Raw genomic sequence first — 25,503 nt, 5'->3', positions numbered from 1 at the left:
GATATTTGAGAAGCCGTAACTGACGGAATTTTTACTGTTAGTCAAAGTCTAGTTTGAAAGAAGAGGAAGAAAATGACGAAAGTACGCGTACGCTATGCACCAAGTCCAACTGGGCACCTGCATATTGGAAATGCAAGAACTGCATTGTTCAATTATTTGTTTGCCCGCCACAATGATGGAGACTTTATTATTCGTATTGAGGATACTGACCAAAAACGTAATATCGAAGATGGCGAAAAAAGCCAGTTGGAAAACCTTGCTTGGTTGGGAATGGATTGGGATGAATCTCCTGAAAATCCTGGAGAATACGGCCCTTACCGTCAATCTGAACGTAAAGAAATCTATCAACCGCTGATTGATCAGTTACTTGCTAGCAATCGAGCATACAAATGCTATTGCACAGAAGAAGAATTAGAAGCAGAACGGGAAGCACAACGCGCAAGAGGAGAAATGCCTCATTACGCAGGAACATGTGCGAACTTGACACCTGAAGAACAAGCAGAAAAAGAAGCACAAGGTCTAGAATCTGTTGTACGTTTCCGTGTGCCTCGCAATACAGAATACGCATTTACAGATATGGTAAAAGGCGCTATTTCGTTCGAATCCGATAATATCGGCGGCGACTTTGTCATCCAAAAACGCGATGGTATGCCAACCTATAACTTTGCTGTTGCGGTCGATGATCATTTGATGAAAATCACTCACGTTTTACGTGGAGATGACCATATTGCCAATACACCAAAACAACTGATGATCTATGAAGCATTTGGCTGGACGCCACCAACATTCGGACATATGACGTTGATCATCAACAGTGAAACAGGCAAAAAACTAAGCAAACGTGACGAATCAATCTTACAATTTATCGAACAATATCGCGAATTAGGTTATTTACCAGATGCAATGTTCAACTTTATCGCATTATTGGGCTGGTCACCTGTGGGCGAAGACGAAATCTTCGAACACCAAGAATTGATCAAAATGTTCGATCCAAAACGCCTAAGTAAATCACCCGCAGCTTTCGATGCGAAAAAACTGCAATGGGTAAACAACCATTACATCAAAGCAATGGATCTAGATGCATTTACTGACATGTGTCTGCCTTATCTAATCGCTGATGGTCGTGTAGCAGAAAACCCAGATGAAAAGACAATCGAATGGGTGAAGAAGATCGTTAGCCTGTATCAACCTCAAATGAGCTATGCTGCAGAAATCGTTGATCTGTCTACGCTATTTTTCAATGAACATCCTGTATTGAATGAAGCAGCAAAAGAAGTACTTGCTGGTGAAACAGTTCCTACTGTTCTCCATGCATTTAAAGCACAGCTAGAACAAATGGAAGTAGTAGATGCTCCAACTGTAAAAGCTGCCATCAAAGCTGTTCAAAAAGAAACTGGCGTAAAAGGGAAAAATCTTTTCATGCCGATCCGTGTAGCTGTATCAGGACAAATGCATGGCCCAGAATTGCCTGAAACGATCGAATTGCTTGGTCGTGAAAAATCATTAGCACATTTAAATCAAGTACTGAACTAAACACGATGAACAGAAAAAAGTAAGCAGCTGATCATTACAAGAGAGATACCGGGTGGTGCAAGGTATCAATGAATGGTTGCCGAAATGCCTCTGGGAGTGGTCTTGGCGAAAATACAGAAAACAGGAGAAACTGTTTTACAGGAAACGAAGTAGCCAAGAACGTATAACAGGCGTTAGCTGTCAGAGATAATCGTTGATTATGAAGAAAAGTGGAACCACGCGGAAAGCGTCTTTTGATAAGGAAACTTATTTAAAAGGCGCTTCTTTTCTTTATAAGAAGCTGTTTTCCTACATAAAATACTTACGAAAGGAGTGGAAAGTCATGAGTTGGTTTGCCCGAGCGATTGATGCAGCAAAGAGAAACGATCCGGCTGCACGTTCGACAGCGGAGATCGTTTTGACCTATCCTGGTTTTCATGCCTTGTTTTGGCATCGTTTCTCTCATTTTTTATATCAGCATCGGCTCTTTTTATTGGCGAAGATCAATGCTCAATTTTGGCGTTTCCTGACAGGTGTTGAAATCCATCCAGGAGCAACGATTGGAACAGGTGTATTCATCGACCATGGAATGGGAATCGTCATTGGCGAAACTGCAGAAATCGAGGATGATGTGATTTTGTTCCATGGCGTAACATTAGGCGGTACGGGAAAAGAAACAGGTAAAAGACATCCAACGGTCAAACAAGGAGCCATGCTCTCTGCGAATGCGCAGATATTAGGACCGGTAACGATCGGAAAAAACGCAAAAATCGGTGCAGGTGCCGTTGTGTTGAAAGATGTTCCAGACGATGCTACAGCGGTAGGAGTACCAGCAAAAGTCGTTCGAATCAAAGGAGAAAAAGTGAGGAGATCAGAATGATAAAAATCTACAATACATTGACCAGAAAAAAAGAAGAATTCATTCCTATACAAAAGGGACATGTCGGTATGTATGTCTGCGGACCGACTGTGTATAATTATATCCATATCGGAAATGCTCGTAGTACCATTGCTTTCGATACGATTCGACGCTATTTTGAATATCGAGGCTATAAAGTCGATTTTGTATCGAATTTCACGGATGTAGACGATAAAATCATCCGTACAGCAAACGAATTAGGCATCACAGCACCAGAAGTCGCTGATCGTTTCATCCGAGCATTTGAAGAAGATACGAAAGCGTTGAATGTCGAGCCTGCTACACTGCATCCCAGAGTCATGGACCATATGCCAGATATTTTAGCATTTATTCAAGTGTTGGTTGAAAAAGGCTATGCTTATGAATCTTCAGGTGATGTGTATTACCGTACCCGTAAATTTGAAAACTATGGGAAATTAAGTGACCAATCCATCGATGAATTGGAAGTCGGCGCAAGTCAGCGTACTGGTGAAGAACAGCAGCAAAAAGAAGACCCATTAGATTTCGCTTTGTGGAAACAAGCAAAACCAGGCGAGATTTCTTGGGATTCACCATGGGGCAAAGGACGTCCCGGTTGGCACATCGAATGTTCCGTCATGGCAACAAAACATTTAGGCGAAACGATCGATATCCATGGTGGCGGGCAAGATTTGGAATTTCCTCATCACGAAAATGAAATCGCACAAAGTGAAGCGAAAACAGGGAAAAAATTCGCTAATTACTGGATGCACAATGGCTATGTAACGATTGGCGAAGACGATGAAAAAATGAGTAAATCTCTAGGGAATTTCATCACTGTGCATGAAATGATCCAAAACGTCGATCCACAAGTCTTGCGCTTCTTCATGGCGACCACACAATACCGTCGTCCGATCCGTTACAGTGAAACGACGATGAAAGAAGCAGCCACCAATTTACAACGACTGAAGAATACGTTTGACAATTTGAAATTCCGCCAAGAAACTGCCTCAGAGAATTTGGCAGATGATGCGGATAAAATCGCTTTGTTAGAAAATTTGGAACAGCGATTCATCGAAGAAATGGACGATGATTTTAATGCAGCAAATGGGATCACAGTGGTCTATGAGCTTGCTAAATGGCTGAACACTTATCTAGACCAGCCGGAAGTTTCTGCCGCTGTCTTGGCACAGGGAGAAGCTTTATTCTCGCAATGGCTTTCGATCTTCGGTATTTTATTTACAGCAGAAGAATTATTGGATGAAGAGATTGAACAATTGATCGAAGAACGAAATCAAGCAAGAAGCAATCGTGATTTTGCCCGAAGCGACGAAATCCGTGATTTGTTGAAAGAAAAAGGGATCTTATTAGAAGATACACCCCAAGGAACCCGATGGAGAAGAGAAGCATGAGAGATTACACACAATTGAACGGTTTAGCCTTGGCTTACGTGGGAGATGCGATTTACGAAATCTATGTTCGCGACCACCTGATCGATCAAGGAGAAACAAAACCCAATAAGCTGCATCGTGCGGCAACGAATTATGTTTCTGCGAATGCACAAGCTTTTTTGATTCAGCAAATGCTGGAGGAACATCTTTTGACAGAAGAAGAAGAGCTTTATTATCGCAGAGGAAGAAATGCCAAAAGCCATACGAGTGCAAAAAATGCTGACGTTACGACTTACCGGGTCGCAACAGGGTTCGAAGCACTGATGGGTTATCTGCATTTGACAAAACAAACCGAGCGGATGGAAGAATTGATCCGCTGGTGTATTCAGAAAGTTGGTGAAAAAAATGGGTAAAGAAAGAACAAACAAACATCAATCGAAACGTGGATTTGAAGACAAAAAACAAAATAGATATCCAAATAAAAAGCAAACTGGACGAAATCAGTCAGTTTCTGATCAAAATGAAGAAGCATTAGAAGATAATTTCGTCTTTGGACACCATGCCGCAGTAGAAGCGCTACAACAAGGGCGAGGGAATAAACTCTTTCTTCAAGAAGATTCACGAGGAGAAAAAGTAGAAGAACTGAAAGAAATCGCACGTGAGCAAGCTGTACCGGTCAAATGGGTCCCTAAACAAAAATTAGAAACTTTGAGCAATCATGGCGTGCATCAAGGAGTCGTTCTTGCGATTACACCTTATGAATATTTATCCCTTGACCAACTGATTGAACGAACAAAAGAGAAAAAAGAAGACCCCTTCTTTTTGATTTTGGATAGTATCGAAGATCCACACAATTTTGGGTCGATTTTACGGACAGCAGACGCAAGTGGCGTTGATGGTGTGATCATACCAAAACACCGAGCAGTTGGAATCACGCCTATCGTAACAAAGACTTCCACTGGTGCAGTGGAATATGTGCCTGTTGCACGTGTGACGAATTTGGTACAAGCTGTGCAACAGCTCAAAGAGATAGGATTTTGGGTATTTGGCACAGATATGACCGGCACAAACTTCCAAAAATGGAATGCCAAAGGATCCATTGCTTTAGTCATTGGTAATGAAGGCAAAGGAATGAGTCCAGGATTGAAAAAAGAAATGGATGAATTACTGACGATTCCAATGACTGGGCACGTCCAAAGTTTAAATGCCAGTGTTGCTGCTGGATTGCTGATGTATCAGGCTTTTTCCCAACGTCAGGGGGAGTAGGTCATGAAAAAACAGCTGTTGATTGTAGATGGCTACAATATGATCGGTTCGTGGCCGGAACTGGTCCAGCTTAAAAAGCAGGACAAAATGGCAGATGCAAGAGAAGCTCTTTTGCATCGTTTATCAAATTATGCGAAATATGAAGGACTGGAAGTCATCGTTGTCTTCGATGCTCAATTAGTACCGGGCATCCAGCAAAATTATAGGAAATATCAGTTGGATGTTGTTTTTACGAAAGAAGATGAAACGGCTGACAGTTATATCGAGAGAATCGCTGGGCAGCTGAATGATCGTTTGACACAAGTAACAGTGGCGACAAGCGATCTAGCAGAACAGTGGATGATTTTTTCTCAGGGGGCGTTGCGAACTTCTGCTTACGAGTTATATAAAACGATTAAAAAAACGGAAAAAACAATAGCCCAAGAAAATAAAGATATGCATTTTGTTGATTTTCGACGTAATTCTCCGTGGAATGAAGAGCAGTTAAAAAAATTGTCCCAAAAATTGGACGATTTAATGAGAAAAAATAAATAACATATCGTTCTAATCAGTTCGATGAATCATTGATGATAAGATTCCTCCATAAACGAATTTATGGAGGAATTATTTTATGTCTGAGGAGTTATTGCGCGCTGCACGTAATGGTGACGAAGAAGCATTTGCTGCCCTGTATCAAAAATATTTTCCACTCTTACTACGTTTGAAAAACACTTACTATTTAAGAAATTATGTTACTGAGGATTGGGAACAAGAAGCGAGGATCGCTTTATATCAGGCATTGAGAACTTACGAAAAAAGCAAAGGAGTCAGCTTTGGAAGTTATTATAAAAGTATCATAAGCAATCAAATTTATTCTTTATTGAGAAAACAGAACGCGCTGAAGCGCCGTGACCAAAAAGACGAAGTCTCGATCGACCAAAAAATAGAGACAGAAGGACCAGATTTTTTAGCAGAGATCACCTTGCAGGAACCTTTAGCGATTCAGCATCTTTTGTTAAAAGAAGCAATCGAAAATTGCGAGATCCGATTTTCAAAAAAAGAAGCACAAATTTTTCATTATTACATGCAAGGGGTTGATTTTGCGGAGATGGCTGAATGTTTGTCAATGGATCACAAGCAAGTGATGAGTGCATATGGAAGGGTAAAACTCAAAATAAAAAAACACTTAAAATTTTATAATGAGGAATAATTTAGAAAAATCTTAATGAGCTTCTTACTTATTTTTATTGCATTTCTTTTTTTTTTATGGTAAACTTGAAAATTTTAAAAATATGTGGTATAGTTAGCAGTAGAGGTGAACTGTATGCCAACAACTTTAGCTTCAATCAAGAAAGATTTAGAAGGTCGTATCGGCAGCCCAATCATGTTGGTTGCTCAGACAGGAAGAAAGCGTCAAACAGAACGCCGCGGCGTTTTAACAGAAACCTATCCTTCAGTATTCGTTGTTGACTTGGATCCTGAAGAAAATTCTTTTGAACGAGTATCTTACAGCTATTCAGATGTACTTACTCGGACAGTTGAGATCGAATTTTTAACTGAAGCAGTTTAAAAAGCAAACGAGCCTGAGATTCGTAAGGTTCGTTTGCTTTTTTGTGTATGAATCGGTATGCTAATAATAAAAAAGTAGGAGGCGTTTACTTAGTGGAATACCAGGTAAAGAAATTTGAAGAATTGTCGACAGCAGAGTTTTATGCAATCGTCAAAGAACGGATTGCAGTCTTTGTTGTGGAGCAACAGTGCCCTTATCAAGAAGTTGATGATATCGATGGACAAGCTTGGCATACGTATTTCCAAGATACTGATGGGAAGATCCTTGCCTACACGCGGGTATATGAAGAAGCAGAGTGCATCCATTTTGGTCGCGTTCTTGTTCATCAAAATAACCGTAAAGACGGTTTAGGAAGAAAGATTGTCCAAGAAACGATCAACATGATCCAGAAAAAATTTCCAGAAAAACCAATTGTGATCGGTGCACAAGAATATCTACAGGCCTTTTATGAGTCTTTTGGATTCAAGGCAATCTCAGATGTGTATTTGGAAGATGATATTCCGCATATCGACATGAAAAAAGAACAGGTAACAAGTTAAGAATCTAAAAAAAGAAAGCCGACACTGAAAATCGGCTTTCTTTTTTTTTAGATTCTTCATTATTTAGAAGTATCTGAAAGATTTGTTTGCTCTACCGGATGCGTATTGTCTTCTGCCACTTGTTTGGCAAGAAGATCGCGTATGTCACTAAGATAATCTTCTGCAGTAGGTGTTTCTTCCACTTCTTCTTCTGCTTCTTTGGCGCGTAATTTCTTCGCACGGTTTGCCGCTTTGACAACTAAGAATAAGACAAAACCAGTAATCAGGAATGTAATGATAGCACTAATAACGTTACCAAACGCAAATGTGACACCTTTTGTCGGCGACCAGTCAAGAATTGAAAGTGCTCCTTCTAAATCAGAAGTTCCTGTGATCATAGCGACAATCCAACCAATTAGCGGAGTGATTAATCCTTGTACCACTTGGTTTACGATACTTGTAAACGCACTCCCGATAACAACACCGACAGCAAGATCCAAGACATCACCACGCATGATGAACTCTCTGAATTCTTTGATCATGAATGACCCTCCCTTCTTTTGTATGTCTTTAGTATATCGAAAAATAAAAAATAAAAAAACGATATACGCTTTTAGCCGTCTGTCCCTTTTGATAAAAAACTTCTATGCTATACTATAAAGTGTAACATCAATTAGAAAAATCGGCGAATTGCCTGTACTTATATATTTCAAGCAGATGCATAAGTAAAAAAGGCCGATTGTCCTACTAAAAGAGTAAGAGGCAATCATCTATGAAAAGGAGCATATAAATATGGTGTATCAATTGGCAGAAGGCGTGAATCTTCATGTCTTACCAACAAAACAATACAAAACGATTCGGATTTTTATCCGTTTTACTGCACGTCTGCAACAAGAAGTCATTACAAAACGTTCACTACTCAGCAGTATGCTGGAAACAAATAGTTTGAATTATCCGGATCAGACAAAGTTAAGTGCGAAACTTGCTGAGCTTTATGGTGCAAGCTTCGGACTATCAGTAAGGAAAAAAGGGAACTTGCATTGGCTAAACGTAGGAATCAGCTTTGTGAACGGCGAATATGTCAATGATCCGAACCTTTTCTCTCAAGCGGTGGATTTTTTAAAAGAGGTTTTATTTTATCCAAATATCAAAAATCAACAGTTTGATCAGTTGACGTTTGACTTGGAAAAGAACAATCTGCGTCTCTATTTGGAAAGTTTGAAGGAAGATAAACAAACTTTTGCTTCCTATGCACTGCAAGAACTTTATTTTGAAAACAGCCCGGAACAAAAAATTCCAAGTTTAGGCGTAGTGGAAGAAATAGACAAGATCACTGCTCGTTCGCTAGCGGCTTACTATCAAGAAATGATGGCGAACGATCAAATTGACATTTTTGTTGTCGGCGATGTTGATCCGGACAAAGCAGCCGAAGCTGTGGGGCAATTACCATTTGAGCCGCGTGAAACAGCTCATCCAGAATTGTTTTATACCCAGCCTCAAGTGAATATCGTCAAGGAACGACAAGTCCGTGAGCCAATCGTTCAAGCAAAGCTGAATCTAGCTTATCAGACAAATGTGTATTATGATGAGCCAGAACGTTTTGCGCTAATGGTCTTCAACGGTTTATTTGGCGGGTTTCCTCACTCCAAACTGTTCATGAATGTGAGAGAGAAAGAAAGTCTAGCTTATTATGCCTCTAGCAGTGTGGATACATTCCGAGGGTTCATGAGTGTCCAGACCGGTATCGATGAAAAAAACCGAAATCAAGTACTTCGCCTGATTCACGAGCAATTAGAAAGCTTGCGAAACGGTGAAATAACAGATTTGGAACTAGCTCAGACAAAAGCGATGCTAAGAAACCAATACCTGCTTTCTCTAGACTCTCCGCAAGCGGCAATCGAAGCTTCTTTTTTGGATAGCTGGCTGCCGGAAACAAAATTATCTGATGAAGAATGGTTGAAACGTATGGAGAGTGTAACGATCAAAGAGATACAACAAGTAGCTGAGCAAATCGAATTGCAAGCAATCTTCTTTTTAGCAGGAGGAAATGCAAATGAATAAAACAGAATATGAGCAAATCAATGAAACGCTTTATCATGAAGTACTACCAAACGGTTTGACCGTGTATTTGTTACCTAAAAACGACTATCACAAGACATATGGTTTGTTCAGTACGAATTATGGTTCGATCGATAACGAATTTATTCCCTATGGTGAAAAAGAAAAAGTGAAAGTCCCAGATGGCATCGCTCATTTCTTAGAACACAAGCTGTTTGAAAAAGAAGACGGCGATGTTTTTCAATTATTTGGACAGCAAGGTGCTTCCGCTAATGCTTTCACGAGTTTTACGAAAACTAGTTACCTGTTCTCTACGACTGATCAGGTAGAACAGAATCTGACGACACTGATCGACTTCGTACAAGCACCTTACTTTACAGAAGAAACTGTAAACAAGGAAAAAGGAATCATCGGTCAGGAAATCCAAATGTATGAAGACGACCCTAACTGGCGGATGTTTTTTGGTATACTAAATAACTTGTATCCTGCACACCCGTTGCATATCGATATTGCGGGCACGGTTGAAAGTATCGACAAAATCACAGCTCAAGACTTGTATACGTGCTATCGGACGTTTTATCAGCCAAGCAATATGGTTTTATTTGTAGTTGGTAAGATGGAGACTGAGAAATTGATGAAACTTATTCGGGAAAACCAAGAAGCAAAAAATTTCCCGCCAAAGCAAGAAATTGTACGTTATTTCCCAGAAAACACAAAAGAAATCATCAAACAAAGTGCATTGGAAGCAGCCATTACACGAGATAAATTTGTACTTGGTATTAAAGGATTAGACACATTGCCGCAAGAAGGAACAGAACTACTACGTTATAAAACAGCTATCAATCTGTTGTTCCAAATGATTTTAGGTAATACTTCTCGAAACTATCTAGCTATGTACAATCAAGGAATTATCGATGACAGCTTTGGTTTTGAATTCAGCTTGGATCGTGAATTTCACTTTGCGGACTTCAGCGGAGATACGGATGAACCAGAGAAAGCAGCAGAAAAAGTCAAAGAAATCATTCTTGGATTCGCTGATGATCCTGAAGTGTCAGAAATGAATCTCGATTTGCTGAAGAAGAAAATGCTTGGACAATATTTCCAATCATTGAATTCAATCGAATATATTGCTAATCAATTTACGCAAAGTTTATTTGGTGATCGAACATTATTTGATCTTCCTGAAATCATCGATTCGATCCAAATGAAAGACGTACTGGCAGCTGGAGAAGCATTTATAAGTGAAGAGGCCTTCAGTGAGTTTTATATGAGACCAAAATAAACCAGTATTTTATGGAGAAAAGTCTTAAATTTCGTTTTAGACTTGTAGCAGGAACCTCCTCCAAAACCAGCTTTTATGGTATTCTTAGATGTGTTGGAAATATTAATGAGAAAATAAAACAAATCATGCTCTCTTTTAATCAACTTATATTAAAATAAAATCAAACGAAGTAATCAAAGAGGTTGTGACAGAAGTGGTCAGCTTCAAGAAATAAGAAGGAATTTACGAAAATTGCTTCTCAAATTTTTGTGATATTTCGGCTTATTGCCGAAGAAGCTACTTCTGGAACACCGTTTAAGAAAGAGGTCGTGAGCCTGCCGTTCAGCTCCGAGTCATAAGGAACAAGTTCACAAAACAGCTGCTCATGTTTTATGGATATTGTGACTTTTGACCGAGGAATTGGCAGGAGAACGCCGTTTATTCGGAAAAAGGAGCTGTGACACGACTTTTGTCACAGCCCCCAAACATAACGTCTTTCATTGCAACAGCAGATGCTTCGGAGAATCAAACAGACTGGAGAAGATGAACGAGTGGCTTTTGAAACCATCGGAGAAAAATTACGGCAAGCACGCCTGAATAAAAAGATATCTTTAGATGAATTACAGCAGATTACAAAAATTCAAAAACGTTATTTGGAAGCAATCGACAATGATGATTTTGATCAATTGCCTGGTAAGTTTTACGTACGGGCGTTTATTAGGCAATATGCTGAAGCTGTAGGAGAAGATGGAGACCATTTAGTCGATGTTTTTGATGGAAAAAGCAAATTGACAGGATCGGTCCCTGAACGTCCGCAGCCTGAAACAGTAAGTACTTCCAGAAAAGCAATACATCAAGAAGAATCGCATCCAAGTCGTTTTTGGACAAGTCTTCCTGTCATTTTATTAGGATTGGTTGCTTTGGCGATCGTCGTTGTCGTAGGCTATATGACTTGGCAAGATCGTCAAGCTGATCCAATAATCGGCGATACAGCTTCTTCGCTCAAAGTAGAAGGATCAGTCGAGGAGTCCTCTTCCTCAGAGCAAAGCACGCAGACCCAAGAGTCTTCTACAGTAGAGTCAACAACAGAATCAAGTGAAGAAAAGAAAATGGCAATAGCTGCAGGAGAGGATTCCGGTAGTGCCATCGCAGTAAATATTACAGATGCTACCAAGCCTGTCACTCTTGAGTTTACCGCTGTCAATCGTGTGTGGATCGGTGTACTAGTAGACAATGCTTATGTTTATCAAGGCACACTGGCAGCAAATGAAACACAAAGTACCGTGTTACCGGAAACAGCGGTCAATGCGACCATTACGATCGGTGCAGCAAGCAATGCGACGATCAAAGCGAATGGAGAATCCGTACCAGTTAATCCAGGGGAAAACAATCAGAGTCCTAAAAATGTGAACCTGACTCTCCAATACGCAGAGTGATCGTACAAATGAGTTTATTCATCTATTTACTTGTAGGCATAAAAAAGAAGGATCGTGACAAATCTGTGTCGCGGTCCTTCTTCGTTATTTCCAAAAGATCAATTTCAATAAAAATGCTCCGTTGAATAAATTCGTTCGGAAAAGTAAATAATATCGGTGGAAACTTCGCGGATAGTCACGTAGAATAGGGAAGAAAGGAGTCGATAATGTGAATTTACCAAATAAATTAACTGTACTTAGAATTTGTATGATCCCGATTTTCATTTTGGTTGTAGGATTACCGTTAGATTGGGGACAACTTAACGTAGGGGACACCACACTGGCTGTTACGCAGCTAGTAGGCGCAGTTATTTTTGCATTAGCCAGCATCACAGACTGGTTAGACGGAAAAATTGCCCGTGCACGAGGTCTTGTCACTAACTTTGGCAAGTTTGCGGACCCACTGGCAGATAAAATGCTAGTTATGACCGCTTTTATCATGTTGGTTGACCAGGGAAAGGCCCCAGGTTGGGTAGTCGCGATTATTGTCTGCCGCGAATTAGCCGTCACAGGCTTACGTTTACTACTTGTCGAACATGGAGAAGTCATGGCTGCTGCTTGGCCGGGAAAAGTCAAGACGGCTACACAAATGGTTGCTATTATCTTGCTGTTTATCAATAATATCCCATTCAATCTGATCGGTATTCCAGTAGACCAAATCATGCTTTATGCTTGTCTGATCTTTACTATCTATTCAGGTGCGGATTACTTCATCAAAAATAGCGGCGTGTTCAAAGGATCAATGTAGGTATTGTTTTGTGGATGGTCAGATTCGTCGGTTCTTGATAAAGCGAAAATAATTTGATCATATAATGAAAAAAGAACTGGGGAGAGGCTGGTCCATGGATCAGCCTTGCCCTCTTTTTAAATAAAAAAATATATAAGTACAGCGTATACTATATAAGGGAGCGGGAAGTAATGAAAGCAGAAATAATAGCTGTCGGAACAGAACTTTTACTAGGACAAGTCGTGAATACGAATGCCACTTTCTTGTCAGAACAGCTAGCTGATCTAGGTATCGAAGTTTATTATCAGACAGTCGTAGGAGATAATCAGCAGCGTTTAGAAGAGTTGATTGCTCTAGCTGAAACAAGAAGTGAACTCATACTCTTATGTGGCGGATTAGGGCCGACAGAAGATGACCTGACAAAAGAAGCAACTGCGGCTCACCTCGGTAAGTCTCTCATACAAAATACGGAAGGATACAAAAAATTATTGGCATATTTTGAAACAATCCATCGAAAAATGACCAAAAACAATCTGCAACAGTCTCAAATCATCGAAGGCGGGGTTCCTCTACCAAATCGTACAGGGCTTGCTTTAGGGACTTTTTATCAAACAGATACACATGCATATATCCTTCTTCCCGGTCCGCCTAATGAGTTGAAACCAATGTTTGTGGAACAAGTACGTCCTTTACTAGAGGAACGTTTTCCTTCTGAAGAAAAACTGATTTCTAAAGTTTTGCGCTTTTATGGGATTGGTGAATCGCGACTGGTCACTGAACTAAAAGATCTGATTGAAACACAGATCAATCCAACGATCGCTCCTTATGCCAAACCAAATGAAGTGACATTGCGTCTAACAGTGAAAACAAAGGATGTTCAGGCAGGAAATCAAGCTCTTTTAGCATTGGAAGAAAAGATTCAAGAACGAGTAGGAGAATATTTTTATGGATATGGCGATGATAATTCGTTAGCAAAAGTCGTAGTGGAACTGCTGAAAGCAAACAAGCAGACTGTAACAGCGGCGGAAAGCTTGACAGCCGGTGCCTTCCAAGCCGCATTGGGCGATATTGCTGGTGTATCTGATGTATTTCCAGGCGGCTTCGTTACCTACTCGCTCCAAACAAAAGCTGGTTTTCTGGAGATTGATCCGGAGCTATTAGCAGAATATGGAACAGTCAGCAAAGAATGTGTGGAGCAGATGGCCATTCAAGCACGTGAGATAGCAAGAACAGATTACAGTGTAGCTTTCACCGGAGTGGCTGGACCGGACATGTTAGAAGGTCACCCTGCAGGAACAGTATGGATCGCTATTTCATCTAAAGATGGCGTGGTTTCAGAAAAATATCATTTTGCCAGAGACCGTGCGGCTATCAGATATAATGCGGTTATGCAAGGATTTGATCTTTTGAGAAAACAGCTTTTAAGAAAATGATAAATGCGAATATTTGTTCGGTTTTTTCTTGCTTTTTATTACTAAAAACGATATGATAAGGATAATGAAATGTTGCTCTGATTTGTAAATATAAGGAGGATTATCGTATTGGCAGATGATCGTAAAGCAGCCCTAGATGCTGCACTGAAAAAAATTGAAAAGAGCTATGGTAAAGGCTCTATTATGAAATTGGGCGAAAAAATCGACCAACAAATCTCTACAATTCCAAGTGGCTCTCTTGCGTTAGATGTCGCTTTAGGTGTCGGCGGTTACCCCCGTGGACGTATCATCGAAGTATATGGACCTGAAAGTTCAGGTAAAACAACAGTGGCGCTACATGCTATTGCAGAAGTACAAAAAAATGGCGGAACGGCCGCTTTCATTGACGCTGAGCATGCGTTAGATCCGCAATATGCACAAAAATTAGGTGTGAATATCGATGAACTACTTCTTTCACAGCCTGACACAGGAGAACAAGGTCTGGAGATCGCTGATGCTTTAGTATCAAGTGGGGCTGTAGATATCGTAGTAGTCGATTCAGTTGCTGCTTTAGTTCCACGAGCAGAAATCGACGGCGAAATGGGTGACTCACATGTCGGGTTACAAGCACGTTTGATGTCTCAAGCATTGCGTAAACTCTCTGGTTCGATCAACAAAACAAAAACAATCGCTATTTTCATCAACCAAATCCGTGAAAAAGTAGGCGTGATGTTTGGGAATCCAGAAATCACTCCTGGAGGACGCGCATTGAAATTCTACGCAACGATCCGTTTAGAAGTACGTCGTGCAGAACAATTGAAACAAGGAACAGATATTGTTGGTAACCGTACAAAGATCAAAGTCGTAAAAAACAAAGTAGCACCTCCTTTCAAAATCGCTGAAGTAGATGTCATGTATGGTTTAGGGATCTCACAAGAAGGAGAACTTCTAGATATGGCAGTAGAAAAAGACATCGTTGATAAAAGCGGTGCTTGGTACTCTTATAAAGAAGATCGGATTGGCCAAGGACGAGAAAATGCTAAAATCTATATGGCTAATCATCCTGAAATGATGGCAGAAGTTTCTGCTCTAGTTAGAGCAGCTTATGGCATTGGTGAAGAAGTGGCTGTCCCAGAAGATACAAAAGGCCAAGAAGAATTACCTTTAGAAGAAGAATAATAAACAACATAAATAAAAACGGCTGGTCTGAAGAGTAGATACTCTCCTTGACCTGCCGTTTTTTTATTGAATAAAGAACAAAGAAATCTTGAGTTATTTAATCATACGAGTAGCTACATAAAATAAAAAATATCTATTCGACTACAAAAAGTAATTTAGTGAAAAAGTTTCTCAACTTAAAGCTTTACCTATATGAAACTAATGTCATTTATTCTAAAAACCACCGTTTAATGAATAATCAGAAAGCCGTTTCTTTGTTTATTTAAAGTTGACACTACGGGGTACAAACATTAGAATAAAGTTGTGCATGTTTTTTGTACACATATATGCGAAGATGCATATTGACAAGTTTAGAATAATTTATCATAGAAGCTGTATAGATGATAAAAATGAAAAAGATAGTATGGAGGTGGATTTTATGGTATTCAACATTCTCCTCGCTATCATCGGTTTAATTGTCGGTCTTGGTTTAGGGTTTATGGTCGCAAAGTCACGTCACGAGAAAGAAATAGCTGGTGCACAATCATCAGCTGCTGGGATCATCGATAGTGCAAAAAAAGAAGCAGAAACTCTAAAAAAAGAAGCATTGTTAGAAGCTAAGGAAGAAAATCAGAAATACCGTTCTGAAGTTGAAAGTGAGCTGAGAGAAAGTAAGTTAGAATTAAAATCTCAAGAGAATCGTTTGATTCAACGCGAACAAACGCTGAATCGTAAAGATGACTCGTTAGAAAAACGCGAGAACTCACTTGAAAGTAAAGAAGAAGCACTTAGTTCAAAACAGCAATTAATTGAAGAGCGAGAAAAAGACGTTGAAAAAATGATTGAAGATCAACAAAAAGAACTAGAAAAAATTGCTGGTTTATCAAAAGAGGACGCACGAGATGTCATCATGAAATCGACTGAAGAAGAGCTGAATCATGAGTTAACTCTAATGGTAAAAGAATCTGAACAGCGTGCCAAAGAAGAAGCAGATCGCAAAGCGAAAAACTTATTATCATTAGCGATTCAACGCTGCGCAGCAGATCAAGTTTCAGAAACGACTGTTTCAGTCGTTACCCTTCCGAATGATGAAATGAAAGGTCGTATCATTGGACGAGAAGGTCGTAATATTCGAACGCTTGAGACACTGACTGGTATCGATTTGATCATCGATGACACACCTGAAGCAGTTGTTCTTTCCGGATTTGATCCAATCCGAAGAGAAATCGCACGAATGACCTTGGAAAAACTGATACAAGATGGACGAATCCATCCAGCACGAATCGAAGAAATGGTCGAGAAATCTCGTAAAGAAATGGATGAACGTATTCGTGAATACGGGGAAGAAGCAGCATTTGAAGTCGGTGCCCATACACTTCATCCAGATTTAATCAAGATCATCGGACGTCTGAGATTCAGAACTAGTTACGGACAAAACGTCTTGAAGCATTCGGTCGAAGTTGCAAAATTAGCTGGTATCTTAGCAGCAGAACTTGGCGAAGATATCCAATTAGCAAAACGTGCCGGATTGCTCCATGATATTGGAAAAGCACTTGACCATGAGATTGAAGGATCTCACGTTGAGATCGGTGCGGAATTAGCTGCCAAGTACAAAGAAAACCCAGTAGTCATCAACGCAATCGCTTCTCACCATGGCGATGTGGAAGCGACTTCTGTTATCTCTGTCCTTGTAGCTGCAGCAGACGCGCTTTCTGCAGCAAGACCTGGTGCGCGAAGTGAATCATTGGAAAACTACATCCGTCGTTTAAGAAGTCTGGAAAATATTTCGAACAGCTTCGCCGGTGTAGAATCAAGTTACGCAGTTCAAGCTGGACGCGAAGTTCGGGTAATGGTCAAACCAGAAGAAATCTCGGATCTGGACGCTGTTCGTTTAGTACGCGATATCCGTAAACGAATCGAAGAAGAGCTGGATTATCCTGGACATATCAAAGTAATCGTTATTCGGGAAACTCGCGCAACTGATTATGCTAAATAAGAGTAAACAAAAAAGAAGAGTCGCGGCAAAAGTCGCAGCTCTTCTTTTTTTGTAAGGCACGAAAAAACATTGCTATTATTAGTATTTATTCAACATCTCAAGATCTTTCTCGATCGTCGTATTGATTCCTTTGATGATTGCTGGGATGAATCCTGCTTCTTCTAGGGCAACTACACCGGCAACGGTCGTACCACCAGGAGAAGAAACTTGGTCTACAAGTTCCCATGGATTTTTATCACTTGAAAGGAATTTTTGACAAGAACCCATGATTGCTTTTGCAGCAATTTCAGTTGCTGTTTGTTTGGACAAACCATTTAATACACCAGTCCGTCCCATCGCATCGATCAGCATATAAATGAATGCGGGCGAGCTGCCAGCAAGGCCGATGAATGTACTGAAATCTGCTTCTGCTAAAGGATAGACGCTACCGATTGCTTCAAAAATTATCGTGGCTTGTTGAAGCTGTTCCTCCGTGGCAGCTTCATTTTTGCAAATCGCAGAAACGCCTGCTCCTACGCTGACATTGACATTCGGCATCACTCGTACGATGGAGGCCTGAGGATCTTCAAGCGCTGTTTCTAAATCTGTTAATGATTTTCCTGAAGCAATAGAAATGAATAAGACCTTCTGGCTGTATTCTTTTAGTTCTTTCAATACTTTTTCAATGATTTTTGGTTTCACGGCTAAAAGAACGATATCTGATTTTGATGCAACTTCCTGGTTGCTTTTGCACGCATGGACGCCAGTTTCAGCAGCGAATGTTTGTGCATTTTCAAAATGACCACTGGAAACGAACACTTCTTCTTTCGAGACTGTTCCTGTTTTCAATAAACCATCAATAATAGCTTGTGCCATATTCCCTGTACCGATAAATCCTACTTTCATGTTATCCTCTCCTTTAGCATTAGGATATCTTTCTTTTTCTGTGATCGCAAGCAAAGAACAGGTCTAAAGTGGAAAAATTAAAATAAATAAGATAACATTGGGGTATAACACAAAAGTATACAAGTTAGGAATGGGAAAATGTGAAAAATAAACGATACTTGATGCTGCAATGGATAAAGGAACATAGTCTGATTTTAAAATTGATTTTTTTCGGCTCCGTGTTAGTCTTTGTGGCAAATCAAGTCGCAAATATTGCTAATGGCATGAGTTGGCAAGATATTTGGCAAAGGATGGGACAACAAAGCCATATGACGATCCTGCTCATGATTCTGGCTGGACTGCTGGGTGTCACTCCGATGTTGTTGTATGATTGGGTGACGATCAGAGTCTTAGAAAAACAAGGAAAACCAAAAATGGAAAGAAAAGAGTTTCTTCTTGCTGCGTGGGTAACAAACACGATCAACAATCTCGCCGGTTTTGGTGGTTTGGTAGGAGCCAGTCTTCGGGCTAGTTTTTATGGAAAGCAGACAAATAGGAAAATGGTTTTAGTGACTGTTTCAAAAGTCGCACTATTTATGCTGACTGGTTTGTCTGTATGGTCGTTTCTTACATTTATTGATGTCTTTTTTATTCAGTCAGAAAGTATTTTTCGGAGCTATTGGATCTGGCTTTTCGGCGGTAGTTTTTTAGCGCCAGTCATTTTCTTTTTTGCTTACCTAAAGAGAAAGACCTTGTTCTCTGAGTTTTATCCAAAAGGCTTGCTTGGTCTGCTACTGGCATCCTTTGGACAATGGACGGGGGCACTTGCAGTATTTCTGACTATCGGCAAGTTGATGAGAATAGATATTTCCATGTTTTCGATCTATCCTATGTTCATGATTGCGACGCTGATAGGAATGTTGACAATGGTCCCAGGTGGAATGGGGACTTTTGATGTTTTGATGATCTTAGGAATGAGTCAATTGTCTGTTCGGCAAGACGTAGCAGTAGTTTGGTTGTTATATTATCGGTTGTTTTATTATGTCCTGCCTTTTTTGACGGGACTTCTATTGTTCATCACACATACAGGAGTCAAAATCAATCGATTTTTAGATAATATACCGCGATTATTTTTCCAAAAGGTTGCGCATATCGTGCTCGTAAGTGCTGTATATTTTGCAGGGATCATGATGGTACTCCTGTCAACGATCACTAATCTGTCTGCAATCAGTCGGCTGTTTCAGGTATTATTGCCGTTCTCGTTCAACTTTTTAGACCAGACATTGAACCTATTAGTGGGCTTTTTATTGCTCGGTCTTGCTCGAGCACTTTCAGTAAAAGTCAAAAAGGCATTTCTGCCTACGATCGCTTTACTAGCTTTTGGTATTTTAAATACGATCACACGTACATTATCTTGGCAATTGTTATTGGTATATGTCTTGATTCTATTGGCTGTGTGGTTATCTAGAAAAGAATTTTATCGAACAAAATTCGTTTATTCTTGGGGAGCTATACTCTTTGATGCTAGCTTGTTCGGTTTCTTGTTTATTGTTTACGCAATTGCAGGTTATCATAGTGGACGCTTTTTAGTTGGACGGATAACAGGTAACCATTTTATTTTGTTTCCTTCAGATGATGTGTGGTTCTCAGGGCTCATTGGTTTGGGCATCTCATTGCTAGCTTTAGTGGCGCTTTATCAATACTTAGCAGAAGATACTACGACGCTTGGCATTGAGTACGAAAAAGAACGTTTTGACCGTTTATTGGAAACATATGGAGGCACAGCTACAAGCCATCAGCTTCGCTTGCCAGGATACAGTTATTTTTATTACCAAAAAGACGACCAAGACCAAGTCGTTTTTGGCTATCAAATCAAAGGGAACAAATGCTTTGTTTTAGGAGATCCAATTGGTAATCCCAAAATGATGCGGGCAGCAACGAATCAGTTCATGAAACGAGCAGATTGTTTAGGTTATCAGCTTGCTTTTTATAAGATATCAGAAAGCTACGTAGTGATGCTTCACGAATTGGGCTTTCATTTCACGAAAGTAGGTGAAGCAGGAATTGTTGATCTAGCGACAGAAGACTTGTCTCGGCTGAGTCAGCAACTTGAATATCAACGTTTGATGAAAGAAGGATACCATTTCACTTGGTACGACCAACTACCAGAAGAATTACATCAAGCTGTAAATGAAGTTTCACAAAAATGGCTTCACGGGGCACGAGAAAAATACTTTTCTGTGGGACGATTTGATGAATCCTATGTATTGTCTAGTGGCGTCGGTATTGTCCGTAAAGATCAAAAAGTCGTAGGCTTCATCACCGCTCAACCGATGACGAAAGAACAAGCGGGGTATGATTTGCTGCGAATCTTGCCTGAAGAGCCTGAAGAATTAGCGGATTATCTATTAGCTAATTTGTTCATTGTATACGAGAAAATGGGCTATCTGGAAGCAAATCTAGGATTAGCTCCTTTAGCAAATGTTGGAGAAACAGATTTTTCTTTCTTTCAAGAAAAAGTCATGCATATCGTATATAATTATGGTAATTTTTTCTATTCCTTCCAGTCTGCTTATGAAAAGAAATTAAAATATGTCGATCATTGGGAAGGTCGCTACTTTGCATATCGGAAAGGAAGTAATTTCGGATTTGCTACCATGCAGCTGCTCAGTCTGATAGGGAAAGAAAAAGGAAATGTGCCGAGTTTGGCAGAAGAAGTGCTCACAGAATTATAAGAATCACTAGAGTTTATTTGAATTATGAAGAGAAAATTCTATGAAAGCTGTTGAAACGATGACAAAATCAACAGCTAAGCGGACATAAGCTATACTTTTATTTTTCCCTATGATAGAATACTTGCGACTTAGACTTTTCGAATGGGTGAGAGGATGGAATTGATTGAAAAAGCGCCAGCCAAGATAAATTTAGGACTGGATGTATTATATAGACGGCAAGATGGGTATCATGAGTTGGAAATGGTGATGTCGAGCGTAGACTTGGCAGATCATCTATTTTTTGAAGAAATAGCAGAAGACAAAATCATTGTAGAAACAAATAAAGCATTTTTACCGGTAGATGAGCGTAACAATGTTTATCAAGCTGCTTTATTATTAAAAAACAAATACAATATCAAAACCGGTGTCAAGATCTTTGTTAAGAAGAATATTCCAGTAGCCGCTGGATTAGGCGGAGGAAGTACAGACTGTGCAGCTGCTTTAAGAGGGATCAACCAATTATGGAATCTAGGTTGTTCATTAGAAGAGCTAGCAGAGATCGGTTTGGAAGTTGGTACAGACGTTCCTTACTGTGTATATGGAAGTACGGCTTTTGTCGGAGGTAAAGGGGAAGAAATCCAAGTATTACCTTCTATGCCGCAGTGCTGGGTTGTGTTGGTCAAACCAAGAATGAGTGTTTCCACACGTACAGTGTTTAGGGAAGTAGATACGCAAGCTATCCAACATCAAGATATCCACGGACTTGTTGAAGCCATCCGAGAGCAAGATTATCAGCAGATGATCAAAAAAATGGGAAACAGTTTAGAAGATGTCACGGGAAACCGGCATCCAGTCATCCATCAAATCAAAGAGCGTATGGTCAAGTACGGAGCAGATGCTGCATTGATGAGTGGAAGCGGACCAACCGTTTTTGCCTTGTGCCAACATTATTCAAGAGCGCAGAGAGTATATAATGGGTTAAAGGGTTTTTGTGAAGAAGTTTATTTAGTACGAACCTTGCAATAAAAATAGAAGAAGTAAAACAGATAAGAAAAGACTGAGGAGTCCTAAAATGGGATTCTTCAGTTTTTTTATTGTAATGAACAGCTTAAACATGAGTGTTAACTCATCCATTTTACGATTTAATCAGAATATCCATGTTTAAATCAGAAATTGATGGATTTCTATTGACGGCGTTTTTTTATTTTGATACATTAATTCACGTTGATAAATCGTAAAATTACGATTTGTTTATTTGAAAGGAGTATATAGATGAAAAAATATCTTTTGACAGCTACGGTAATGATAGGTGCTTTATTGTTTGCAGCATGTGGAAATACGAATAAGGAAGCAGATAAAAAAGAAGACTTGACGATCGTTACGACATTTTATCCGATATATGATTTTACAAAAGAGATCGTAAGGGACGAAGGAAACGTGAAACTTTTGATCCCTGCCGGAACGGAGCCTCATGATTTTGAACCAAGCGCAAAAGAAAGAGCAGAAATTTCCGATGCAGATGTTTTCGTGTATAATAGTTCAGACATGGAATTTTTCGTGGATTCGTTGAAGGATTCAGTGGACAGCAAACAGACCTTGATGATCGAAGCAGCTAAAGGAATTGACCGCTTAGAATCTCAAGAAGCAGACGAACACGAAGAATCAGAAGAAGGACATGATCATGCGCATGAATATGATCCCCATGTTTGGCTCGATCCGGTATTAGCTATAAAAGAAGTCAGAACGATTGCTGGAGAATTAGGCGAAAAATATCCAGATAAAAAGGAAATATTTACGAAGAATGCTGATGCTTATATCAAAAAGCTTGAAGCACTGGATCAAAAATACTCCGAAGAACTCAAAAATGCGACAAACCGCACATTCGTCACTCAGCATGCTGCTTTTGCTTATTTAGCGAATCAATACAACTTAGAACAAGTGGCGATTTCAGGTGTTTCGCCAGATCAGGAACCAACACCAAGCCGCTTAGCTGAACTAAAAGAATTTGTGAAGAAAAACAACATCAAAGTGATTTACTTTGAAGAAAATGCCTCTTCGAAGGTGGCAGAGACATTATCGAATGAAACGGGTGTGAAGTTAGAGGTGTTGAATCCTTTAGAAAGCTTGACCAATGAACAAATCAAAGCAGGCGAAAATTATATTTCTGTCATGGAAAAAAATCTGGAAGCTTTAAAAGAAAGTATCAATTAAGTCTAGAATGGAGGTTATAAGGTGCGTTACATCGAAATATCTGATTTGACCTTTTATTATGATGATGAACCAGTACTAGAAGATGTCTCCTATCATGTAGACGCGGGTGAATTTGTCATTTTGACTGGAGAAAATGGAGCAGCCAAGTCAACCTTGGTGAAAGCATCGTTAGGATTACTGAAACCTTCAAAAGGAACGATAAAGATTGCTGAGAAAAATCAAGAGGGAAAAAAATTAAGTATCGGCTATATTCCCCAACAAGTTGCATCTTTCAATGCAGGTTTTCCAAGTACGGTGATCGAATTAGTCCGATCAGGAAGATACCCAAGAGGCCGCTGGTTCAAGCGTCTCTCTGAAAAAGATCATCAACATGTACAGCGGACTCTAGAAGCTGTTGGGATGTGGGATATGCGAAACCGGCGGATAGGTGAATTGTCTGGCGGACAAAAGCAGCGGATCAGCTTAGCACGTATTTTTGCTACTGATCCTGACTTATTTGTCCTTGATGAGCCAACAACAGGAATGGATGAAGAGTCTCGAAATGAGTTTTATCGCCTTCTTCGACATAGTGCCCATGTCCATGGGAAATCAGTTCTAATGATCACTCATGATCATGAAGATATCAAACAGTATGCGGACAGACAGATCCGACTGGTGAGAAAGGAGGATTCTCAATGGCGTTGCTTTCATATGAATTCATGAGAAGAGCTTTTCTTGCGGCTATCTTCATAGCGGGGATCGCCCCGATGCTAGGTGTGTTTTTAGTGATCAGAAGACAATCGCTGATGGCTGATACACTTTCCCATGTCTCTTTAGCAGGGGTAGCGTTAGGATTCTTTTTGAACCTTAATCCTACACTTACGACCATGCTAGTCGTTGTGCTAGCAGCTGTGATATTGGAATATCTGCGAACGATCTACCGAACCTATTCGGAAATCTCCATTGCCATTTTAATGGCTGGCGGTTTAGCGCTAGCTTTAGTACTAATGAATCTGAGTGGCGGGAATTCTGCAACAAGCATCCAATCTTATCTGTTTGGTTCGATCGTGACCATTACTTGGGAGCAAGTCATCTTTTTAGGAATCTTATTCGTTGCGATCGGTATATTGTTTTTTTTATTCAAACGTCCGATGTATGTTCTGACTTTTGATGAGGATACCGCCCATGTGGATGGATTACCCGTTCATTTGATGTCAATGATGTTCAATGTGATTACTGGTGTAGCTATTGCTGTGATGATCCCGATTGCCGGTGCACTTTTGATATCCGCAATCATGGTTCTTCCTGCAGCAATCGGTATGCGGTTAGGTAAAAGTTTCAATGTTGTGATTGCTATCAGTGTTTGTGTCGGATTTCTAGGAATGCTGTCAGGATTGACTAGCTCGTTTTATCTAGATACCCCTCCAGGAGCAACAATCACATTAGTCTTTATTGCTTTGTTCCTGATTGTAAATATCATCAAACGAATATTGGTTGCCTTTAGAAGAAAAAATAACTGAATGATAAAGAAAAGAAGCCTGATAAAAACGAAAAATTTTTTATAGGCTTCTTTTTATTTTAATAAATACCGAACTATTTTCTTATTTTTTCATAAAATGCTCGAATTTTTGAAGAAAAACTTATATAATGTAAAACGATAAAATTTCTTAAAAGGAGTTGGAATAGGTGAAAGTACGTCGCAGTGAACGTCTGGTTGACATGACACAGTATTTATTGAATCACCCGCATGAATTGATTTCCTTAACAAGCTTTGCCGAACGTTATGAATCTGCTAAATCTTCCATCAGTGAAGATTTGGGAATCATCAAGAAAACATTTAAAGAACGAGGGTATGGTACCTTGGAAACAATCCCAGGTGCTGCAGGTGGTGTATTGTTCATCCCTGAAATTTCATATGAAGAGGCGAAAAAATATATTGAATCTCTAGCAGAACGTCTATCAGAACAAGATCGTCTGCTTCCAGGAGGATATGTTTATCTCTCTGATTTGTTAGGAGAACCTGAACTGCTGCGTCAAGTTGGGAGAATCATTGCTTCTAAATACCTTGGTGAAAAAATCGATGCTGTAATGACTGTAGCCACAAAAGGCGTACCTATTGCCCAAGCTGTGTCCTATTATCTGAATGCACCATTCGTTATTGTACGCCGAGACTCAAAAATAACAGAAGGATCAACAGTAAGTGTCAACTATGTGTCCGGTTCTTCTGAAAGAATTGAAAAAATGGAATTGTCTAAGAGAAGCTTGAAACGTGGTTCACGTGTTCTTGTAGTGGATGATTTCATGAAAGGCGGCGGAACAGTCAACGGAATGAAGAGCTTGATCGAAGAATTCGAATCAGAACTTGTTGGCATCACTGTATTTGCCGAATCGAAATTCAACGGACATCGCGCTATCGATGATTATACGTCACTGCTTTATGTCAAAGATGTAGATACTCAAACGAAAAACATCACGGTTGTGCCGGGAAATTATTTTTCAGAATAAGAGGTTGTGAAAAAGCCGCTTAGTTTCGAG

At 39.9% G+C, this 25,503-nt stretch carries 24 protein-coding genes and 1 other annotated feature; of the genes, 22 read left to right on the top strand and 2 right to left on the bottom strand.

All coding sequences use genetic code 11. The features are described 5' to 3' along the window. Positions 1–72: 72 nt before the first annotated feature. The 9 genes from gltX to HMPREF2731_RS11935 all read left to right on the top strand — a co-directional run bounded on the left by gltX (position 73) and on the right by HMPREF2731_RS11935 (position 7,134). Entirely contained in the window at positions 73–1,533 is a 1,461-nt protein-coding gene (gene gltX, locus HMPREF2731_RS11975; protein WP_002293095.1) for a glutamate--tRNA ligase, read from the top strand. Then, positions 1,530–1,770: a binding site (T-box leader), on the top strand. Its footprint overlaps the gene before it by 4 nt. Positions 1,771–1,855: 85 nt before the next feature. Next, positions 1,856–2,392 carry a serine O-acetyltransferase EpsC gene (gene epsC, locus HMPREF2731_RS11970; protein WP_002293094.1) on the top strand — a complete coding sequence of 179 codons (537 nt, stop codon included), beginning with the start codon at positions 1,856–1,858 and terminating at the stop codon, positions 2,390–2,392. Next, positions 2,389–3,801 (top strand): cysteine--tRNA ligase, encoded by a 1,413-nt coding sequence (gene cysS, locus HMPREF2731_RS11965; protein WP_002293093.1) that lies wholly within the window; start codon positions 2,389–2,391, stop codon positions 3,799–3,801. The genes epsC and cysS overlap by 4 nt, the downstream gene beginning before the upstream one ends. Continuing rightward, on the top strand, positions 3,798–4,193 hold the full coding sequence (locus tag HMPREF2731_RS11960) for a Mini-ribonuclease 3 (protein ID WP_002293091.1): 396 nt from the start codon (positions 3,798–3,800) through the stop codon (positions 4,191–4,193). The genes cysS and HMPREF2731_RS11960 overlap by 4 nt, the downstream gene beginning before the upstream one ends. Further along, on the top strand, positions 4,186–5,046 hold the full coding sequence (gene rlmB, locus HMPREF2731_RS11955; protein WP_002293090.1) for a 23S rRNA (guanosine(2251)-2'-O)-methyltransferase RlmB: 861 nt from the start codon (positions 4,186–4,188) through the stop codon (positions 5,044–5,046). Before HMPREF2731_RS11960 ends, rlmB begins: the two co-directional genes overlap by 8 nt. A 3-nt stretch (positions 5,047–5,049) precedes the next feature. Continuing rightward, positions 5,050–5,580 carry an NYN domain-containing protein gene (locus HMPREF2731_RS11950; protein ID WP_002293089.1) on the top strand — a complete coding sequence of 177 codons (531 nt, stop codon included), beginning with the start codon at positions 5,050–5,052 and terminating at the stop codon, positions 5,578–5,580. Between the two features lie 76 nt (positions 5,581–5,656). Further along, positions 5,657–6,235 carry a sigma-70 family RNA polymerase sigma factor gene (locus HMPREF2731_RS11945; RefSeq protein ID WP_002293088.1) on the top strand — a complete coding sequence of 193 codons (579 nt, stop codon included), beginning with the start codon at positions 5,657–5,659 and terminating at the stop codon, positions 6,233–6,235. Between the two features lie 114 nt (positions 6,236–6,349). Beyond that, the gene (locus HMPREF2731_RS11940; protein ID WP_002287434.1) at positions 6,350–6,595 is read left to right on the top strand and encodes a Veg family protein; all 246 of its coding nucleotides are present in this window, start codon (positions 6,350–6,352) and stop codon (positions 6,593–6,595) included. 92 nt (positions 6,596–6,687) lie between these two features. Then, positions 6,688–7,134 (top strand): GNAT family N-acetyltransferase, encoded by a 447-nt coding sequence (locus HMPREF2731_RS11935; RefSeq protein ID WP_002293087.1) that lies wholly within the window; start codon positions 6,688–6,690, stop codon positions 7,132–7,134. Between the two features lie 59 nt (positions 7,135–7,193). Here HMPREF2731_RS11935 and mscL read toward each other — a convergent pair whose 3' ends face one another. Beyond that, positions 7,194–7,655, bottom strand: a complete 462-nt coding sequence (gene mscL / locus HMPREF2731_RS11930) for a large conductance mechanosensitive channel protein MscL (RefSeq protein WP_002293086.1) — start codon at positions 7,653–7,655, stop codon at positions 7,194–7,196. A gap of 250 nt (positions 7,656–7,905) precedes the next feature. Between mscL and yfmF the strand changes: the two genes are divergently transcribed. The 7 genes from yfmF (at position 7,906) to rny (ending at position 17,200) form a co-directional block, all read left to right on the top strand. Beyond that, positions 7,906–9,174, top strand: coding sequence for an EF-P 5-aminopentanol modification-associated protein YfmF (gene yfmF, locus HMPREF2731_RS11925; protein WP_002293085.1), 1,269 nt, complete (start codon positions 7,906–7,908; stop codon positions 9,172–9,174). Continuing rightward, positions 9,167–10,453, top strand: a complete 1,287-nt coding sequence (yfmH, locus tag HMPREF2731_RS11920) for an EF-P 5-aminopentanol modification-associated protein YfmH (protein WP_070873065.1) — start codon at positions 9,167–9,169, stop codon at positions 10,451–10,453. Before yfmF ends, yfmH begins: the two co-directional genes overlap by 8 nt. Positions 10,454–10,944: 491 nt before the next feature. Further along, a complete protein-coding gene (locus HMPREF2731_RS11915) occupies positions 10,945–11,868 on the top strand; it encodes a RodZ domain-containing protein (RefSeq protein ID WP_002336183.1) in 924 nt (307 codons plus the stop codon). Positions 11,869–12,076: 208 nt separating this feature from the next. Further along, positions 12,077–12,655 (top strand): CDP-diacylglycerol--glycerol-3-phosphate 3-phosphatidyltransferase, encoded by a 579-nt coding sequence (pgsA, locus tag HMPREF2731_RS11910; protein ID WP_002293081.1) that lies wholly within the window; start codon positions 12,077–12,079, stop codon positions 12,653–12,655. 170 nt (positions 12,656–12,825) lie between these two features. After that, the gene (locus HMPREF2731_RS11905; protein WP_070873064.1) at positions 12,826–14,067 is read left to right on the top strand and encodes a competence/damage-inducible protein A; all 1,242 of its coding nucleotides are present in this window, start codon (positions 12,826–12,828) and stop codon (positions 14,065–14,067) included. 108 nt (positions 14,068–14,175) lie between these two features. Further along, complete coding sequence (gene recA, locus HMPREF2731_RS11900) at positions 14,176–15,225, top strand: recombinase RecA (RefSeq protein WP_002293077.1); 1,050 nt, start codon at positions 14,176–14,178, stop codon at positions 15,223–15,225. Positions 15,226–15,643: 418 nt separating this feature from the next. Further along, positions 15,644–17,200, top strand: a complete 1,557-nt coding sequence (gene rny, locus HMPREF2731_RS11895) for a ribonuclease Y (protein WP_002287336.1) — start codon at positions 15,644–15,646, stop codon at positions 17,198–17,200. 78 nt (positions 17,201–17,278) lie between these two features. Here rny and proC read toward each other — a convergent pair whose 3' ends face one another. Then, the gene (proC, locus tag HMPREF2731_RS11890) at positions 17,279–18,085 is read right to left on the bottom strand and encodes a pyrroline-5-carboxylate reductase (protein WP_002293075.1); all 807 of its coding nucleotides are present in this window, start codon (positions 18,083–18,085) and stop codon (positions 17,279–17,281) included. Positions 18,086–18,225: 140 nt separating this feature from the next. On the opposite strand from proC, the gene mprF reads away from it, so the two are divergent. The 6 genes from mprF (at position 18,226) to purR (ending at position 25,473) form a co-directional block, all read left to right on the top strand. Then, positions 18,226–20,799, top strand: a complete 2,574-nt coding sequence (mprF, locus tag HMPREF2731_RS11885; RefSeq protein WP_002293074.1) for a bifunctional lysylphosphatidylglycerol flippase/synthetase MprF — start codon at positions 18,226–18,228, stop codon at positions 20,797–20,799. 153 nt (positions 20,800–20,952) lie between these two features. Beyond that, positions 20,953–21,804: a 4-(cytidine 5'-diphospho)-2-C-methyl-D-erythritol kinase gene (gene ispE / locus HMPREF2731_RS11880; protein ID WP_002293073.1), complete on the top strand. Its 852-nt coding sequence runs from the start codon at positions 20,953–20,955 to the stop codon at positions 21,802–21,804. 246 nt (positions 21,805–22,050) lie between these two features. Continuing rightward, a complete protein-coding gene (locus HMPREF2731_RS11875; protein ID WP_070873062.1) occupies positions 22,051–22,989 on the top strand; it encodes a metal ABC transporter substrate-binding protein in 939 nt (312 codons plus the stop codon). 21 nt (positions 22,990–23,010) lie between these two features. Beyond that, positions 23,011–23,691 carry a metal ABC transporter ATP-binding protein gene (locus HMPREF2731_RS11870; protein ID WP_002293071.1) on the top strand — a complete coding sequence of 227 codons (681 nt, stop codon included), beginning with the start codon at positions 23,011–23,013 and terminating at the stop codon, positions 23,689–23,691. Further along, complete coding sequence (locus tag HMPREF2731_RS11865; protein WP_002287344.1) at positions 23,664–24,488, top strand: metal ABC transporter permease; 825 nt, start codon at positions 23,664–23,666, stop codon at positions 24,486–24,488. The genes HMPREF2731_RS11870 and HMPREF2731_RS11865 overlap by 28 nt, the downstream gene beginning before the upstream one ends. Before the next feature lie 166 nt (positions 24,489–24,654). Beyond that, positions 24,655–25,473, top strand: coding sequence for a pur operon repressor (gene purR, locus HMPREF2731_RS11860; RefSeq protein WP_002287345.1), 819 nt, complete (start codon positions 24,655–24,657; stop codon positions 25,471–25,473). The last annotated feature ends 30 nt before the right edge of the window (positions 25,474–25,503 follow it).

Source organism: Enterococcus sp. HMSC072F02, assembly GCF_001837725.1.
Classification (GTDB): domain Bacteria; phylum Bacillota; class Bacilli; order Lactobacillales; family Enterococcaceae; genus Enterococcus_B; species Enterococcus_B lactis.
This window is presented reverse-complemented; position numbering and strand designations above follow the sequence as displayed.

Coding starts and splice junctions, on each gene's coding strand:
- gltX (WP_002293095.1), top strand. CDS start 73: ATGACGAAAGTACGCGTACGCTATGCACCAAGTCCAACTGGGCACCTG.
- epsC (WP_002293094.1), top strand. CDS start 1,856: ATGAGTTGGTTTGCCCGAGCGATTGATGCAGCAAAGAGAAACGATCCG.
- cysS (WP_002293093.1), top strand. CDS start 2,389: ATGATAAAAATCTACAATACATTGACCAGAAAAAAAGAAGAATTCATT.
- HMPREF2731_RS11960 (WP_002293091.1), top strand. CDS start 3,798: ATGAGAGATTACACACAATTGAACGGTTTAGCCTTGGCTTACGTGGGA.
- rlmB (WP_002293090.1), top strand. CDS start 4,186: ATGGGTAAAGAAAGAACAAACAAACATCAATCGAAACGTGGATTTGAA.
- HMPREF2731_RS11950 (WP_002293089.1), top strand. CDS start 5,050: ATGAAAAAACAGCTGTTGATTGTAGATGGCTACAATATGATCGGTTCG.
- HMPREF2731_RS11945 (WP_002293088.1), top strand. CDS start 5,657: ATGTCTGAGGAGTTATTGCGCGCTGCACGTAATGGTGACGAAGAAGCA.
- HMPREF2731_RS11940 (WP_002287434.1), top strand. CDS start 6,350: ATGCCAACAACTTTAGCTTCAATCAAGAAAGATTTAGAAGGTCGTATC.
- mscL (WP_002293086.1), bottom strand. CDS start 7,655: ATGATCAAAGAATTCAGAGAGTTCATCATGCGTGGTGATGTCTTGGAT.
- yfmF (WP_002293085.1), top strand. CDS start 7,906: ATGGTGTATCAATTGGCAGAAGGCGTGAATCTTCATGTCTTACCAACA.
- yfmH (WP_070873065.1), top strand. CDS start 9,167: ATGAATAAAACAGAATATGAGCAAATCAATGAAACGCTTTATCATGAA.
- HMPREF2731_RS11915 (WP_002336183.1), top strand. CDS start 10,945: ATGCTTCGGAGAATCAAACAGACTGGAGAAGATGAACGAGTGGCTTTT.
- HMPREF2731_RS11905 (WP_070873064.1), top strand. CDS start 12,826: ATGAAAGCAGAAATAATAGCTGTCGGAACAGAACTTTTACTAGGACAA.
- rny (WP_002287336.1), top strand. CDS start 15,644: ATGGTATTCAACATTCTCCTCGCTATCATCGGTTTAATTGTCGGTCTT.
- proC (WP_002293075.1), bottom strand. CDS start 18,085: ATGAAAGTAGGATTTATCGGTACAGGGAATATGGCACAAGCTATTATT.
- ispE (WP_002293073.1), top strand. CDS start 20,953: ATGGAATTGATTGAAAAAGCGCCAGCCAAGATAAATTTAGGACTGGAT.
- HMPREF2731_RS11875 (WP_070873062.1), top strand. CDS start 22,051: ATGAAAAAATATCTTTTGACAGCTACGGTAATGATAGGTGCTTTATTG.
- HMPREF2731_RS11865 (WP_002287344.1), top strand. CDS start 23,664: ATGGCGTTGCTTTCATATGAATTCATGAGAAGAGCTTTTCTTGCGGCT.